Origin of the sequence: Shewanella sp. AC34-MNA-CIBAN-0136 (assembly GCF_040309945.1) — a bacterium.
Classification (GTDB): domain Bacteria; phylum Pseudomonadota; class Gammaproteobacteria; order Enterobacterales; family Shewanellaceae; genus Shewanella.
Genome location: NZ_JBEOPJ010000001.1, coordinates 294,425 through 310,092 on the forward strand (window position 1 = coordinate 294,425; position 15,668 = coordinate 310,092).

12 protein-coding genes and 1 tRNA gene are annotated in these 15,668 nt (G+C 41.6%); 5 read left to right on the plus strand and 8 right to left on the minus strand.

What is annotated here, in order from left to right:
- Positions 1-3: 3 nt before the first annotated feature.
- Both AAEY94_RS01270 and AAEY94_RS01275 read right to left on the minus strand, forming a co-directional pair.
- Positions 4-79 (minus strand) — tRNA-Arg (locus tag AAEY94_RS01270).
- Between the two features lie 154 nt (positions 80-233).
- Positions 234-1,442, minus strand: a complete 1,209-nt coding sequence (locus tag AAEY94_RS01275) for a flagellar assembly protein FlgT (protein WP_350976679.1) — start codon at positions 1,440-1,442, stop codon at positions 234-236.
- Positions 1,443-1,711: 269 nt separating this feature from the next.
- On the opposite strand from AAEY94_RS01275, the gene AAEY94_RS01280 reads away from it, so the two are divergent.
- On the plus strand, positions 1,712-2,422 hold the full coding sequence (locus AAEY94_RS01280; protein WP_101085450.1) for a FlgO family outer membrane protein: 711 nt from the start codon (positions 1,712-1,714) through the stop codon (positions 2,420-2,422).
- Entirely contained in the window at positions 2,419-2,865 is a 447-nt protein-coding gene (locus tag AAEY94_RS01285; protein WP_011636625.1) for an LPP20 family lipoprotein, read from the plus strand. The genes AAEY94_RS01280 and AAEY94_RS01285 overlap by 4 nt, the downstream gene beginning before the upstream one ends.
- A gap of 82 nt (positions 2,866-2,947) precedes the next feature.
- Here the strand turns inward: AAEY94_RS01285 and AAEY94_RS01290 are convergent, their stop codons facing one another.
- Positions 2,948-3,880, minus strand: a complete 933-nt coding sequence (locus AAEY94_RS01290) for a DUF6268 family outer membrane beta-barrel protein (RefSeq protein WP_101085452.1) — start codon at positions 3,878-3,880, stop codon at positions 2,948-2,950.
- Positions 3,881-4,029: 149 nt separating this feature from the next.
- Positions 4,030-4,680, minus strand: coding sequence for a TetR/AcrR family transcriptional regulator (locus tag AAEY94_RS01295; protein WP_182743935.1), 651 nt, complete (start codon positions 4,678-4,680; stop codon positions 4,030-4,032).
- A 244-nt stretch (positions 4,681-4,924) separates the two neighbouring features.
- On the opposite strand from AAEY94_RS01295, the gene AAEY94_RS01300 reads away from it, so the two are divergent.
- The 3 genes from AAEY94_RS01300 (at position 4,925) to AAEY94_RS01310 (ending at position 11,259) form a co-directional block, all read left to right on the plus strand.
- Positions 4,925-6,046: an efflux RND transporter periplasmic adaptor subunit gene (locus AAEY94_RS01300; protein ID WP_350976684.1), complete on the plus strand. Its 1,122-nt coding sequence runs from the start codon at positions 4,925-4,927 to the stop codon at positions 6,044-6,046.
- Complete coding sequence (locus AAEY94_RS01305; protein ID WP_350976687.1) at positions 6,043-9,108, plus strand: efflux RND transporter permease subunit; 3,066 nt, start codon at positions 6,043-6,045, stop codon at positions 9,106-9,108. Before AAEY94_RS01300 ends, AAEY94_RS01305 begins: the two co-directional genes overlap by 4 nt.
- Positions 9,109-9,252: 144 nt before the next feature.
- Complete coding sequence (locus tag AAEY94_RS01310; protein ID WP_162022623.1) at positions 9,253-11,259, plus strand: methyl-accepting chemotaxis protein; 2,007 nt, start codon at positions 9,253-9,255, stop codon at positions 11,257-11,259.
- Positions 11,260-11,503: 244 nt separating this feature from the next.
- Here AAEY94_RS01310 and AAEY94_RS01315 read toward each other — a convergent pair whose 3' ends face one another.
- The 4 genes from AAEY94_RS01315 to AAEY94_RS01330 all read right to left on the minus strand — a co-directional run bounded on the left by AAEY94_RS01315 (position 11,504) and on the right by AAEY94_RS01330 (position 15,156).
- Positions 11,504-11,953, minus strand: coding sequence for a host attachment protein (locus AAEY94_RS01315; RefSeq protein WP_101085462.1), 450 nt, complete (start codon positions 11,951-11,953; stop codon positions 11,504-11,506).
- 363 nt (positions 11,954-12,316) lie between these two features.
- Complete coding sequence (cydX, locus tag AAEY94_RS01320) at positions 12,317-12,427, minus strand: cytochrome bd-I oxidase subunit CydX (protein WP_011636618.1); 111 nt, start codon at positions 12,425-12,427, stop codon at positions 12,317-12,319.
- A 17-nt stretch (positions 12,428-12,444) separates the two neighbouring features.
- A complete protein-coding gene (gene cydB / locus AAEY94_RS01325) occupies positions 12,445-13,584 on the minus strand; it encodes a cytochrome d ubiquinol oxidase subunit II (RefSeq protein ID WP_335690171.1) in 1,140 nt (379 codons plus the stop codon).
- A 15-nt stretch (positions 13,585-13,599) separates the two neighbouring features.
- Entirely contained in the window at positions 13,600-15,156 is a 1,557-nt protein-coding gene (locus AAEY94_RS01330; RefSeq protein WP_162022620.1) for a cytochrome ubiquinol oxidase subunit I, read from the minus strand.
- Between the last annotated feature and the right edge of the window lie 512 nt (positions 15,157-15,668).

A 15,668-nucleotide genomic window follows, 5' to 3' on the forward strand; every position in this document is an offset into this window, starting at 1 on the left:
AACTGGTCTCTCCACAGGGACTCGAACCCCGATCGGCCGCTTAGGAGGCGGCTGCTCTATCCTGTTGAGCTATAGAGAGACCCAGTGATTATACTGAGTTTATAATCGAATTAAACCTTTTATATTTAATTGCTTGATTAATAACCAACAAATTCATAATCGCCTTACTGTTATCGATTAGCACTTAGCACTTAGCACTTAAGTCTGAACAATTAGCTTCTAGTAACCAATCATTAGTTCTTAATCGCAATATCATTTACTTGAATATTATCTGCACTGTCGATGCCGTCGAATATTGCGGTTGAGCTGTCTTCGGTAACTTGTTCGATAACCACATTGGCACGACTTTTAGTGGCGATGGCACGCATGGAATTAAATCTGTCTGGGATATTCTTTTGTAATACGATTTGGAACTTATCACCCATTTTAACGCCATTTTTACGGCCTAAATTGATGATAATACGATCCCCTTGCCTGGCGACAATTTGGCCTAATAATGGACGACAGTTTAACTGCTTATCCAGCGACATCACGCTTTGCTGTAAAATATCGCTGATCGCCTGGCCATAAGATGATCGCCAAAAGCGCTGGTTAGCAGGTGAGACGATTTCTTGTCTTTCAAATTCCCAAGGCGCTGAGGTGGCGAATGATTCTGACCACACCACTTCACCGCTGATCCCGTGGTAAAGGGTTAATTTAAATATAAACTGTCTTAACGGATCATCCTCGACAAAGCCCATATAACTACTTTGAGCAGGTTCGGTCGAAATATCAATGATTTCAGGTTGCAGCAGATATTGGCTGTCGGTGATTTCGCCTAACCAACTGGGAATACGGTATCCTTTAAAGTTGACCAGTTGATTGGTGTTATCAATTTTTTCATCTGCATGTAGTCGTGCAAAACTGTATCGCGACTGTGCATTGATAGCTTTACCTAATTGCTCGGTGATCCGCTCTTCAAAGTGAGCTAATTGACCATAACGCAACTGTTCGCGTTCTTGTAAATAGGCTTGTGGCAACATAATCGCGGCCTTGAGAGACTGGCTTTTACATTGTGCGTTAGGTTCTTGTTCGCTGAGTTCAAGCTGTAACACCACGGTAATGGTGTGTTGGCTGATCATTTCACTCATTAATTCAACGTTATTGGCCGATCCCATCCGCTGAATTTGAAAGGTATCTTGAGTAAGCCGACCTTGGTTGACTTGTTGTTCGCTGGAAAAGTTAACCCCGGCTTTTAAACTGGCGTAATTTAATGCTTGGCTTATGGCGTCTTCACGGGCTTTATCTATATCGCCATTAACGATTTTAGCCTTACCAGTTACTTCAATTTGTTCAGCCAATACCGACGACGTTACACACAATGCACTCACACATAGCATTGCTATTACGGCAAGGTGATTGAAGGTTTTAGTTCGGTTAACAGGGCTGTGTCGGATCAACATACAATGTCCTAATGTCAAAAAATCGTCTATTTTGCACAATTGTGTAAATTCAGCTTACTCTATTTTAATCAAAGCAAAAATTGTGCCGACTCACTATATTAGTGATTATTTTCGATGTTGCACTATTACAGTAAAGCTTTTAACGCATTTGCCGATATAAAGACACCAATAATAAAGAGTACATAATTGGCCTTAACTATCGATGGACAAGGCGATTAAATGACTCATTTATACCAAGACTAGCGGCATTATTTGTTAGAGGAATTATTATGATTAACAGGCTTTTTATCTCCACGGTCATGCTTGCGTCGTTATCGTTAGCGGCATGCACCCAAACGCCTAATGCTGCCAATAACCTTGCCTTTAGTAATAACGGTAAATTTGTCAAAATCGTCGACGAAGATGAGGTTTATCACGATAAGCTGGCTTATGATATTCAGGCTGCGGGAATATCACCCAAAGGCCAAGTGAATGTGTGGGCAGAAAAGTTAGTTAACGAGTTAGTGTTACAAAATGACGCCTTACGCCCAGATCAACCACTGCTGATTTCTACGCCAGTGATGACCAGTAATTTAAATGCAACCAATGAATTAGCATTACAGTTACAACAAGGATTACTCGCGGCGTTCCACGCTCATGAATTTAACTTAGTCGATTTAAATGTGGCGACAAATTTGCGCGCCACAGAACAAGGCGAGTTTATGTTGAGCCGCAACTGGGAACTGTTACGTGCAGATTTACCGGTTTCACACGTATTAGTGTCAACCATGACCCTAACCCCTGAAGGTATTGTGTTTAACGGCCGAGTGGTTAATGTGACCAATAATCGCGTCCTTTCAGCGGTGCAATCATTTGTGGCAGCATCGAGTTTGTCGGGTTATTTACAACCCTCTGAACTCATTGAATCACGCAATGGTTTACTGTATCGCCACGAGAATAAGGGCGACAGTCGTTACACCGTATTAGGAGATAAACTATGAAGTCGTTGATGTTAATTATGCTATTGCTGCTCACAGGCTGTGTGAGCAAAGATAAATATGTTCAGTGGGAAACCGAAGCGCCAGCCTCGTTCCCAACGCTAACGGCAATTGGTTATGCCCCGTTGGCGACTCAGCCCAGTAAAGAGCCATCACATCGTATTTTAATGGCGATGCAAGCTTCAAAAATTGCCGCTTACCGAGAGTTGGCTGAGCAAGTATATGGACAAAAAATTTCGGCTAATAGCGACGTAAGTGAATGGTTACTAACTGACGACAACGTTAAATCTAGCGTGAGTGGTATTATTCGCGGCGCTAAAGTGGTTAAGACCTACCCTTCTGGTGAGTTTTATGTCACGGAGCTAGCTCTGGACTTTAAACAAGTATGGCAGTTGTACGAACAACAAAATCGTCCTAAACGCGTAAAAGAAGTTACTTACTTTTAATTGAACGTTTACGCTAACTTGTTGATATAAAAATGCCGCTGATATCAGCGGCATTTTTATTATATTAGGTTAACACTTATCATTAAAACGTCAGTTTAAACACTAAACCTAATGCTGCTTGGTTTTCCATGTCTTCCGTAACGTCTGGGTAACTTAACTCCATTTCGCCACCAAAATAATAACCTGCGTACGCATTAAGGCTAACATTACTCGTTGCTTGCCAGCCTGCGCGAGCAAAGCCTACCCATTCTTCTACTTCAATGGTTTTGTCATCATCAGCAATTAAAAAACGTTCTGTTCGCATTGAGCTACCCACACCGAAACTCCAGTCACGGTTATACTGATAACTTAACTCTAATCCTGCAGGACCACTAAAACCAGCTTGGAACGGGTTAGCAAGTACCCACTTCTCGTTTATCTGCCAACGCACGGCTAAGTAAGGTACGGTGCGCACTTCTGAAATATCATTTAAGTATGCAACACCAAAGCCGAGCATATTGCCGGAATCAAAGCGGTACATGCCCGAGGCAACGACACCATAACTTTGCGCATTTGAAGATGATGCAGTATCGGCATAGGCGTATTGCAGTTTGGGGGCTATAAGAAACATCCAATGATTATCAAGACGATAAGATAACGATAAACCAGCACTGTATTGATGTATGGTTGACCAAGGTTCAGTACTGCTGCGTAACAGGGTGTTTTGGTTCATATCCCAGTCGTAATCGAGATTATCGTAGCCTAGATTTGCCCCAATTGACCACTGACGATTGAGTGGCATGCTGGCCGAAAAACTGGTCTTCCAAGCATCACGCTGTAACTGATTAGGGTTGTTACTATCAGCCCCAACATTAGCGGTACCCGTTGATGTACGAGCCACAGTGAGCGAAAATGGTGAACGTTCTGGCGCTGCTAAAGCATGCTGACTTAACAACAGTCCCGATGCTAGCAAAATTGACAAAGCTGATGTACTCAATGATTTTGGCTGAATTACGTTAACGTTATAAAGCGTCATATCAATCTGCTTCCCTTCAAATAATGAGATAAGTTAACTATTAACTTGGCTTAACTGCACCTTGGCTTAATAGCACGTTGGGTTAATAGCACCTTAGTTTAACTACAATAATACGGTTATCGCGCCAATTAAGTTCAAGTTTTATTGGTTTATTTTACGTCAACTTGATGAGCTCGCAAAAACATCTCGGCAGTATCTTGCAAGTATTGTTGTCTGGTTGTCAGTAAATCACCTATCTCTAAGCCTAACTCTAGGCGTAATTTTAGTTCGCCAAATAACATTAAACACAATCTAACTGCGCTTTCGTGCGGATTTTCAAAAAAGTATTCGCCATGCTCATTAACCTTTTTTAAGTAATTTCTAATCAGTCCGAGCACATGCTTGGGGCCTGCGTCATAAAACAATCTAGACACTTCTGGGTGAGTGTCGGCTTGAGCTACGCAAGTTTTAAATACTGTCATGGTTTCTTTGCTAACAATCATTTCACCAAATTGCAGAGCAAACTGCAAAATAACCCGTTGTGGATTTGCTGCATCAATTAAAGCTTCGCCAGTGAGTTGATGCACAACACATTTAGACTCAATCGCAGAAACAAACAAATCATCTTTGGAACCAAAGTGAGAGTAAACGGTTTGTTTTGATACACCGGCATGTTTTGCCACTTCGTCCATGCTGGTATTAGGAAAACCCTGATGGCAAAAAAGGTCAATCGCAGACTCAAGTACTTGAGCCCGCTTTTGCTCACTGCGGCTCAAACTAACCTGTTCGATGTTATTAAGCGATGTGTGTTTTTTTGTCATGTTGGTTCCGTAAATTAACCCATTAAGCACAATCGAGTGTCAGCGTTACTACTCATTATTTAGCGTTATAGTAACTAAAAATAGACTGGACAGTCTAGTTTTATAAAACTAGACTACTGAGTCTAGTTAACATTTAAGTTACAAGTCACGATTTGCGGTTAATGAGTTCGCTTATTGTTATTAACACTGGTTTTTAAGATAAATCAACATTGGCACAATATATTGCTTTGCAAGGAATAAACTTATGTACGCGTCAAAGACATTCACCCCAATCATTCGATACTGGGCGCTAGGTTTAAGCTTAATCTCATTAGGCGGTTGTGGCTCTGAGGTAAAAGAGCATTCACAAACAACTGAGTATCAAACGGTATTGTCACAGCCTTTATCATTAAGCGACCGTTATCAACACATGCAAACTTATACGGGTACAATTCGCTCGGCCAATACCACCGGAATTGGCTTTGAGCTTGCGGGTAAACTGAATAATATCCTGGTAGACAGTGGCGATACGGTTAGCAAAGGACAAACATTAGCGCAGCTTGATACTGATTTATTGACCGCAGAAAAACAGCAATTACAAGCCAGTTTATTGCAAACTCAAGCAGATATAGATTTAGCAAAAAGTACCTTAGCCCGTACTCTAAAATTGAAACAACAAAACTATGTGTCTGAGCAGCAACTCGATGAAACCCAGCAACAAGTTATTAGCTTACAAGCTAACCAAAAGCGTATAGAAGCCAGCTTAAGTGCGACCAATTTGAAAATTGAAAAATCAACTTTACTGGCCCCATTCAATGGAAAAATCAGTCAACGTTTTCATAATATCGGCGAAGTGATTGCGCTAGGCAGTCCTGTTTTTACTTTAGTCGGTAACAGTCAGCCTGTGGCTTATATTGGAGTACCCATTGATATCGCTCAACAGTTAACCGCCGAGCAGATGGTTGATGTCCGTGTAGGTAAACAAACCTTTACCGCTAAAATTGCCGGTATTAGTGCCGAGGTCAATACTGTTACTCGCACGGTTCAATTGCGTATTCATTTGCCCGACTCAGCCAGAGTGATCAATGGCGAAATAGCTTATTTGGCGTATCAACAAGACGTGCAAGCACCTGGTTATTGGGTGCCTATGTCGGCATTAACCGATGGCGTGCGCGGATTATGGAACGTGTTTGCCTTAGTTGAGGCTGAGCAAGGTTTTTATACCATTGAGCGCCGCGATGTAGAGATTATCTATACCAATGAACAACAAGCGTATATTCAAGGTGCCATAAAACCAACCGATTTAATTGTATCGCAAGGATTACATAAATTGGTCGTTAACCAGAAAGTCACTCTCGCTCAAGCTGAGAAAACGGGGGCATTATGATTAAAGCATTTTTAGAAAATGGCCGTCTAACCAGTTTATTTATCGCATTATTAATTGTTGCCGGATTAGGGGCGATTTCAAGCCTACCGCGCACCGAAGATCCACATATTACTAACCGATTTTCGTCTGTTATCACTCAATACCCTGGTGCATCTGCAGAGCGGGTTGAAGCACTTGTGACTGAGGTATTAGAGAATCAATTACGCCGTTTAGAAGATTTAAAGCTAGTCCAGTCGACTTCTCGTCCCGGGATTTCGGTTATCCAGCTAGAATTAAAAGACACGGTCACAGAGACGGATCCGGTGTGGTCGCGCGCTCGAGATCTTATCGCCGACAGTAAATCATTGTTGCCAGTAGAAGCACAAAATAGTGTTTTAGATGATCAACTAGGTTATGCCAATACCGCCATTTTAGGACTTGTTTGGGCTGACGATAGCCCTGTAAGAACCGATATTCTTAATCGTTATGCCAAAGAATTACAAAGCCGTCTAAGACTGCTCAATGGTACTGATTTTGTTAAACTTTATGGCGCACCACAAGAAGAGATATTAGTTGAGCTAGATGGCAATAAAATCAGTCAATTGCATTTAACCCCCGCCAGTATTGCCGCTATTTTAAATAATGCCGACAGCAAAATTTCAGCCGGTGAAGTTAATAACAGCCAATTTAGAGCCTTAGTTGAAGTCTCTGGTGAGTTAGATTCGCAGAATCGTATCCGCCAAGTGCCGTTAAAAGTAGACGACTATGGTCAAATTATTCGCTTAGGGGATGTGGCCAATATTAGCCGCCAAGCCAAGACTCCGGCATCGAGTATCGCTTTAATCGACAGTCAGCAAGGCGTTTTGGTGTCTGCACGCATGCTCAACAATAATCGAGTCGATGTGTGGCAACAGCATGTAAGCAGCGCCATAGATGATTTTTCAGCTAATTTACCAGCCAATATTAAGGTGCAATGGTTATTCGACCAACAAAGCTATACCAGTGACCGATTAGGTGACTTGGTGATTAATCTGCTACAAGGATTTGTGATTATTTTAGTGGTTCTGATGCTAACATTAGGACTGCGCAATGCAGTGATTGTGGCGATATCATTACCATTAACCGCATTATTTACCCTCACCTGCATGAAATATACTGGACTACCGATCCACCAAATGTCAGTAACAGGTTTAGTGGTTGCGCTGGGGATTATGGTCGATAACGCGATTGTGATTGTTGATGCCATTGCGCAACGCCGTCAACAAGGTATGAGCAAACTGGAAGCGGTATCAAAAACCTTACACCATTTATGGCTACCACTAGCAGGGTCGACTATTACCACCATGCTAGCCTTTGCACCTATTGTATTAATGCCTGGCGCTGCGGGCGAGTTTGTGGGTGGCATTGCCATTTCGGTCATGTTCGCCTTACTTGGCTCATATATTATTTCTCATACCATTATTGCTGGCCTTGCGGGTCGATTCAGTCGCAGTGAAAAACCAACGGCTTGGTATCAGCAAGGGATGGCATTCCCAAGAATTAGCCAAGCATTTACCGCCAGTTTACAGTTTGCGTTATCTCGGCCAATACTGACCGCCATCGTAATTGGAATATTACCGATAGCTGGCTTTTTTGCCGCGGGCAAAATGACTGAACAATTTTTCCCTCCGTCTGATCGCGACATGTTCCAAATTGAAGTCTACCTGGCACCTCATGTCAGTATTGATAACACTCTCGAGCAGGTCAAACTGATTGATAAAAAGCTGCAACAGATTGACGATATTATCGCAGCCACATGGGTTGTTGGCGGTAATACGCCCTCTTTCTATTACAACTTAACTCAACGGCAACAAGGGGCAACCAATTACGCCCAAGCGATGATTAAAGTGACCGATTATGCCGCCGCCAATCGGTTAATTTTACAATTACAAAAAGAGTTTGATGCCCAATTTCCACAAGCACAGATTTTAGTGCGAAAACTGGAACAGGGGCCTCCCTTTAACGCTCCGGTTGAGCTGCGAATTTATGGCCCTAATCTTGATACTCTGAAAACATTAGGTGAGCAAGTACGTGGAATTTTAGTCGGCACACCAGATGTGATTCATACTCGTGCCACCCTCAGTTCTGGCGCTCCAAAAGTGTGGTTACAAGTGAATGAAGACGCCAGTTTAATGAGCGGCCTAAGTTTGAGCGACATTGCTAATCAAATTCAAATGGCGACTACTGGGATCATTGGTGGCAGTATTTTAGAGCAAACAGAATCACTGCCAATACGGGTTCGCTTAGGCGACAACAGCCGCGAACAAGCCACTCGTTTAGCCGAGATTAATCTGGTGTCACCATCGGGGTCAGGCATTCCACTATCGGCATTATCTTATAACGAAATAAATGTCAGTCGTGGTGCAATACCGCGCAGAAATGGCGAACGCGTTAATACTATCGAAGCTTATATCACCAGTGGAGTATTACCAGCACAAGTGCTCAACGAGGTTAAAGATGCTATTGCTAATTTGTCCATTCCAGCGGGATATCATCTCGAAATAGGTGGTGAAAGCGCAAAGCGTAATGAGGCGGTAGGTAATTTACTGTCTAATATTGTGTTGGTTGTAACCTTACTATTAGCAACGGTAGTGCTGTCTTTCAACTCATTTAGATTAACCGCCATCATTTTACTGAGTGCTTTTCAATCGGCAGGTTTAGGCTTGTTATCCGTATACGTATTTGGCTATCCGTTTGGGTTTACCGTCATTATCGGTTTATTGGGGTTAATGGGTTTAGCCATTAATGCGGCCATTGTTATTTTGGCAGAACTTGAGGATATTCCCGAGGCGCGCGATGGCAATTTAGCACTCATTATTAGCACGGTGAGCAGTTGCGGGCGTCATATTGGCTCAACCACTATCACCACCATAGGTGGCTTTTTACCTCTGATTATCGCCGGTGGTGGCTTTTGGCCACCCTTTGCTATCGCTATCGCTGGCGGTACATTATTAGCCACCATGTTGTCACTGATTTGGGTACCGGTAATGTATACCTTATTGATGAAGCCGAAAGGTATACTTGCTAATCACTCAGTCGCGTAATGATATAAATTTCATCAGAATTTATCATTACTTATCACTTTTTCGTACTAAATAACGGGTAATTAGTAGTCCTTAGATGTACATTTAAACTCGTATACCTACCTATTGAAAATTAATTGTCATAATAATTATGGAATAGTGCATATGAATTATAAAAACTGGCCTATAGCAAAACAAATTGGCTCACTTGCCATATTGTCTTCTATCGTTATCTTTACCGCTATGTCTTGGTTTTCCTATCAATCGGCATCCACTGTATTGCATGACAAAGCAATTCAAGCGATTAAATCACAAATGCACAGTAATACTCATTTAATTGAACTGCAGTTCAACAGTATGCTGGACTTAGCTAAACGAAATGCCGATGTTCTGCGTACCTTATATCCAGGACAATTCTTGATAGAAGATCGCACCGTTGAGGTGTTAGGAATTAAGACCCCTGTACTAGTCCATGATAATGAGCAAATTAACAATTCAAATAATAACGTAGATCACTTTTCGAAGCTTACAGGCGGAGTCGCTACGATATTTGCTCGCGATAATGATGATTTTGTTCGTGTATCAACATCACTTAAAAAAGCAGATGGTAATCGTGCATTAGGGACGTATTTAGGTATTACACATCCCGGTTATCAGCGTTTGGTTAAAGGCGAAGAGTATGAAGGCTACGCCAAGCTTTTTGGTAAAGACTACATGACAATTTATCGCCCAGTAAAAGATCCCAATGGCAAAGTTATCGCTATTCTTTTTATCGGTTTTGATATCACCCGATCTGTTGCACAAATCCAAAACTCACTTAAACAACTGACTCTTGAAGAATCAGGTTCGTATGTCATCATCCGAAACTCTGATCAACAGATTATCTCTCATCGTGAGTTAACATCAGAAGAACCATATAATGAAACATTGCTCGATGGCCTATCGCTTGAACAGGCACTCACAGATAAAGGGAGTTGGGTTTACAGGTCCTTGTCTAATCAAGAAATGTATTCCTATTCCGTATATATTCCCGGTTGGAATTGGACTTTGGTCGGTTTCGTTCCTGAAAAGGAATTGAGTGATGAAAGCTTAGGCATGTTAAAAATTAACGCCATATTGGCATTGCTAGGCGTAGTTATTATTTCCGTTTTACTTTTTAATGTCATTAATCGTGCAATTAAGCCATTAAAGAACCTACAGAGGCAAATAGCTAAATTAGGCCAAGGGGATCTTTCACAAACTTTCGAACAATGCCCTCAAGACAGCCACAATGAAGTTGATCACATCACGATAAGTGTGGCCCAAACGGCTGCAAGTTTAGCAGGATTAATTGAGTCGTTAAAACAGTCTGTCAGCAGCTTAGAAAGCCAAGCAATTCTTAGCCAACAAACATCAAAATTGAATGGTAATGAGGCAAAATCACTGTTAAACCAAACAGAACAGATTGCGACAGCTATCGAAGAAATGTCTTCTTCTATTAAAGATGTAGCGCAGAATTCGAGTCAAGTTGCCCAGCAGGCGCAAGAAATTGATGGCGCATCAAACCAAGGACATACACAGTTAACTCAGGCGGTTACAGAACTACAATCCTTGCGTGAACAACTTATTCAAAGTCAAAAAAATATTGAAAGCGTCAACAATGAAACTCAAGCCATCAGTCAGGTTACTGAAGTCATTAACGGCATTGCAGACCAAACTAATTTACTCGCCTTAAATGCCGCAATTGAAGCAGCCAGAGCGGGTGACCAAGGTCGTGGCTTTGCTGTTGTTGCTGATGAAGTTCGCTCATTAGCACAAAGAACACAACGTTCAATTAGTGAGATAGGTACGACTATTAACAAATTACAACAGCAGGTAGAACACACAGCAACACAAATGATCCAGTGTCAGCAACTGGGTGAGTCCTCAGCGGTACAAGCTGATACAGTTAATAATCAACTCACACTGATTAATCATAATATCGGCGAAATGGCAATATTTTCGTCTAGTATTGCCAGTGCCACCAAACAGCAAAGTACGGTAGCAGATGAAGTGTCACGCAGCTTACATACTATTTCTACACTTGCACAAAATAGTGATGAACGGGCAACAAAAGCGGTAAGTGATTCAGAGCAATTAACCAAACTTGCGCACAGTATCAAACAACAAATAGGTGTATTTAAAGTGGTTTAACTAAGTGGGATTTTAGCAGACCAGTACTCAATCTACTGAGTGCTGGTTAATTATCTTAATCGCTTAGTTGAGCAACGATAATCGTCACAACGAGGATTTGCGACTTAGGTAATACAGGTTCATGCTTAATGTTATTTCACGACAGTAGTTTACGACAAAAAACAAAAATACCCCATTAAGCTGCCGACATACGAGTAATGATGATGACAGCTTAATAAACGAACCTAATTATCTAAATTTCAGCTTATGTGGCTAAGCTAGGTAAGATAATTGGCAGCTGACCTCTAATCGAGTCGATGTCCTGCTTTACAATATCTTTGTCTATTTCTAGCGTAACAACTTTAGTGACGTTAGTGCTCATTTCTTTGCGTAAGTTACCTAGAAAATGAGGTGCGGCAACAACAATCAATTGGCTAAATTTGTGCGCATTATATTCAGCCTCAAGGTATCGACAAATCTCCCTGGCAAATTCGACAGCCTCATTCTTTTTAGGCTCTGTTTTCCCCCCGACAGAATGATGACTATTGGTTGCTCCTCCAGCCTGACGGCCTGGTAGATCTGAGGTTAGTTCCTGTTCATGCTGCTGTGCTTCGGGATGGATCATGCTCTTAATCTCAATTAATGTAGATTTTGCTGTTTCTGCGTTAAATAGACGTGCATGTGCGCTATCCGCGACTAAAATCCAACTGCTCATTATATATCTCCCGTTAAGTGCATTATTAACAAATTGCCATGTTCAAAAAACAAACAATTAGCGTTAATTAATTATAGACAATATTTCTGTTAACACTTGGGAATTGAGCTATATTTCCTGGTACCTTTGAATAAAAATCTTACTTAGCAGTGGCGAGCGTACTACATATTTTTTGGGCTTTTTAAAAGGCGGCGACTGAAGATAAAATTGGCTTTGTTAACAGCCACTAAGTAACAAGCTAATGAGTGCTAGATTGAGTCATAAGTTAAAACCGGTCGATTTTAGTTTTGTAAACAAGGTGAGTAGCCAATAAAAAACCGCTTTATTACTAAAGCGGTTTTTTTATATCAAACGATATAACGTTTATAGTTCGTTGTTACGATCCATATTTTCAGTATTCTCAAGCCATAACGCGTTGATGATACCGAATGAACACGCTAACAATACCCCTAAAATCCACGCAAAATACCACATAGACGTTGCTCCTTAATTTAGTAAAGTGAGCTTTTGTTGTTTTCAACATACTCACGATTTAAGCGGCCGTACATCTTGTAGTAAGTCCAAATGGTGTAACTTAATACTGTAGGTACGAAGATAATAGCGGCAACGGTCATCACTTTTAGTGACATTTGGCTGGCTGTAGCATCCCACATTGTTAAGCTGACATTAGGTTCTAATGATGAAGGCATAACAAATGGGAACATTGCTGCACCACAGGTTAAAATGACACTAGCAACCGCAAGCGAACTGAAAAAGAACGCAAATCCACTACGATTTAAACGACTGGCAAAAATCACCAATATTGGCATTAATAATCCTAACACCGGGAATAACATGGTAAGAGGATATTTATCATAGTTGGTTAACCAAGCACCCGCTTCAACCGCCACTGTCTTAGTAGTTGGATTTGACGGGCCAGCAAGGTCGAGGGCTGAGGTAATAACATAACCATCAATACCGTTTACAAGCCAAACCCCAGCAGCACCAAACAGAACCACTAATAGACCACCACAAATTTGCGATGCTTTAGCGCTTCTAACGCGCAGCTCTCCGTCGGTCTTCATTTGTAACCATGTAGAGCCTTGCATTATCACCATAGTGACACTCACAAGACCGGCTAATAAGCCAAACGGATTCAATAAACCCAACAGACCGCCATGATAAGTGGCGCGTAAATATTCATCAAAGTTAAATGGTACGCCTTGAAGCAAGTTACCAAATGCCACACCAATGATTAACGGTGGTACAAAACTGCCGACAAATAATGCTCTATCCCATGACTTACGCCATCTTGGATCTTCAATTTTAGAGCGATAATCAAAACCGACTGGACGTAAAAACAATGCAAATAGTACTAGCATCATTGCCACATAAAAGCCCGAAAACGATACCGCGTAGACCATAGGCCAAGCAGCAAATAATGCACCACCCGCCGTCACTAGCCATACTTGGTTACCGTCCCAATGTGGTGCGATAGTGTTAATCATAATACGGCGTTCAGTATCATCTTTACCAATAACGGGTAACAATATACCTACGCCCATATCAAAGCCATCTGTCACGGTAAAACCAATAAACAGCACGCCGATTAACGCCCACCAAATAAATCTTAATACTTCATAATCAAACATAATCAGGTCCTCAGATTAAGCATCTTGGGTTTCGAAATGGTAACGGCCGGTCTTTAAGCTGCTTGGACCAAGACGAGCAAACTTATACATCAAGTAAGCCTCTATCACCAACAGGATGGTATAGAACACCGTAATCGAAATAATACTGAACCAAAGATCCGCCGTCGTTAAACTAGACGCCGACATGAATGTTGGCAGCACTTCAGAAATGGTCCAAGGTTGGCGACCAAACTCTGACACAAACCAACCAGCTTCAATGGCTACCCATGGAAGTGGCAAACTGTAAAGAGCAGCACGAAGTACCCACTTTTTCTCGGCGATTTGATGACGAGTGCTTTGCCAGAAGGCCGCAGCAAACACCAATAGCATTATCATCCCAGAGCCAACCATTAAGCGGAAACTCCAGAACATAGGCGCCACGGTAGGAATTGAGTCATAAGACGCTGCAATAATTTGCTCTTCAGTCGCATCCACCACTTTGTCGGTATAACGCTTAAGCAAGAAACCATAACCTAGGTCGATTTTGGTTGCTTCAAATTGCTCTCTAACCTCAACCGATTTATCACCTGCACGTAATTTTTCAAGTAAAGCATACGCAACCATACCGTTACGAATTCGTACTTCGTGATCTTTAATAAGATCCTTAATACCGGTTACTTCTCCATCTAAAGAACGTGTCGCAATGATACCCATCGCATATGGGATCTTAACGGCGTAATCCGTGTGCATAGTTTCTTGGTTAGGGAAACCAAATGCCGTAAAGGCTGCTGGTGCAGGTTCTGTGTGCCATTCAGCTTCAATTGCGGCTAATTTAACACGTTGGACTTCACCGACTTCATAACCTGATTCATCGCCTAACACGATGACTGATAAAATGGATGCCATACCAAAGCTTGCTGCAATAGCGAATGAGCGACGAGCAAAAGGTAAATCTCGGCCTTTCAATATGTAATATGAGCTAATGGCAAGTACAAACATGGCACCGGCAACATAACCGGATGCGACGGTATGAACAAACTTAACTTGCGCGACGGGGTTAAATACCACTTCGGCAAAATTGGTCATTTCCATACGCATAGTTTCGTAGTTAAACACCGAGCCCACTGGATTTTGCATCCAACCATTGGCGATCAAAATCCATAAAGCTGACATATTAGAGCCAAGAGCGACAAGCCAAGTGACGACTAAATGTTGGCGTTTGCTGAAGCGATCCCAACCAAAAAAGAACATCCCGACTAACGTAGACTCAAGGAAGAACGCCATTAAGCCTTCAATCGCCAGAGGCGCGCCAAAAATGTCACCTACGTAATGAGAATAGTAGGACCAGTTAGTACCAAACTGGAACTCCATCGCTAAACCCGTTGTTACGCCTAAGGCAAAGTTAATCCCAAACAACTTACCCCAAAATTTAGTCATGTCTTTATAAACTTGCTTATTGGTCATCACATACAGTGATTCCATAATCGCAAGAATAAAGGCTAAACCTAGGGTGAGTGGAACAAATAAAAAATGATACATGGCTGTCAGCGCAAATTGAAAACGCGATAGCTCAACGACCTCTTCGATAATCATTGGCGACTCCTTACTTCAGTACAACCAAATACGACATAGCAACACTCGGTTACCATAATGATGATGTTATACCTGAAAACGGTAATATTGAAGCAGTGGACAACTCACCAAAGAGTGAAAAATGATAAATTAACCTGTTTGCCTGTGTTTTCAAGCCCAATCCTAAACGCCCTATATCTTACGGCAAATTCACTTTGTAGATCATATTTTTTAGTCAATTATGTGACCAGTATTAGATTTGGTGCATGAAGAATGTTTTATTTCTGTGAATCAGTTCTTTAGCGTAAAAGGTGTCACATATCTCTGTGTATATTTGCCGTCAGGTTGATCACAATCATAAATGAACTTGCGATATTCAGAGAGATAACATTTGAACTCTAATTTGCAACCCTCTTGAGGTATTGACAAAAAATGGATAATTGCTAGGAATAAAGAGCAAGTATGTATTATTTTTGACAAAACACCCTACTCATTCAGATTGTTAATAAAAAGTAGTTAAATACACAAAAAAT

Excerpts from the sequence above, each read along its gene's own strand:
- AAEY94_RS01330 (WP_162022620.1), bottom strand. The coding sequence starts at position 15,156 with ATGATTATCGAAGAGGTCGTTGAGCTATCGCGTTTTCAATTTGCGCTG.
- AAEY94_RS01295 (WP_182743935.1), bottom strand. The coding sequence starts at position 4,680 with ATGACAAAAAAACACACATCGCTTAATAACATCGAACAGGTTAGTTTG.
- cydB (WP_335690171.1), bottom strand. The coding sequence starts at position 13,584 with ATGTTTGATTATGAAGTATTAAGATTTATTTGGTGGGCGTTAATCGGC.
- AAEY94_RS01315 (WP_101085462.1), bottom strand. The coding sequence starts at position 11,953 with ATGAGCAGTTGGATTTTAGTCGCGGATAGCGCACATGCACGTCTATTT.
- cydX (WP_011636618.1), bottom strand. The coding sequence starts at position 12,427 with ATGTGGTATTTTGCGTGGATTTTAGGGGTATTGTTAGCGTGTTCATTC.
- AAEY94_RS01275 (WP_350976679.1), bottom strand. The coding sequence starts at position 1,442 with ATGTTGATCCGACACAGCCCTGTTAACCGAACTAAAACCTTCAATCAC.
- AAEY94_RS01280 (WP_101085450.1), top strand. The coding sequence starts at position 1,712 with ATGATTAACAGGCTTTTTATCTCCACGGTCATGCTTGCGTCGTTATCG.
- AAEY94_RS01305 (WP_350976687.1), top strand. The coding sequence starts at position 6,043 with ATGATTAAAGCATTTTTAGAAAATGGCCGTCTAACCAGTTTATTTATC.
- AAEY94_RS01310 (WP_162022623.1), top strand. The coding sequence starts at position 9,253 with ATGAATTATAAAAACTGGCCTATAGCAAAACAAATTGGCTCACTTGCC.
- AAEY94_RS01285 (WP_011636625.1), top strand. The coding sequence starts at position 2,419 with ATGAAGTCGTTGATGTTAATTATGCTATTGCTGCTCACAGGCTGTGTG.
- AAEY94_RS01300 (WP_350976684.1), top strand. The coding sequence starts at position 4,925 with ATGTACGCGTCAAAGACATTCACCCCAATCATTCGATACTGGGCGCTA.
- AAEY94_RS01290 (WP_101085452.1), bottom strand. The coding sequence starts at position 3,880 with ATGACGCTTTATAACGTTAACGTAATTCAGCCAAAATCATTGAGTACA.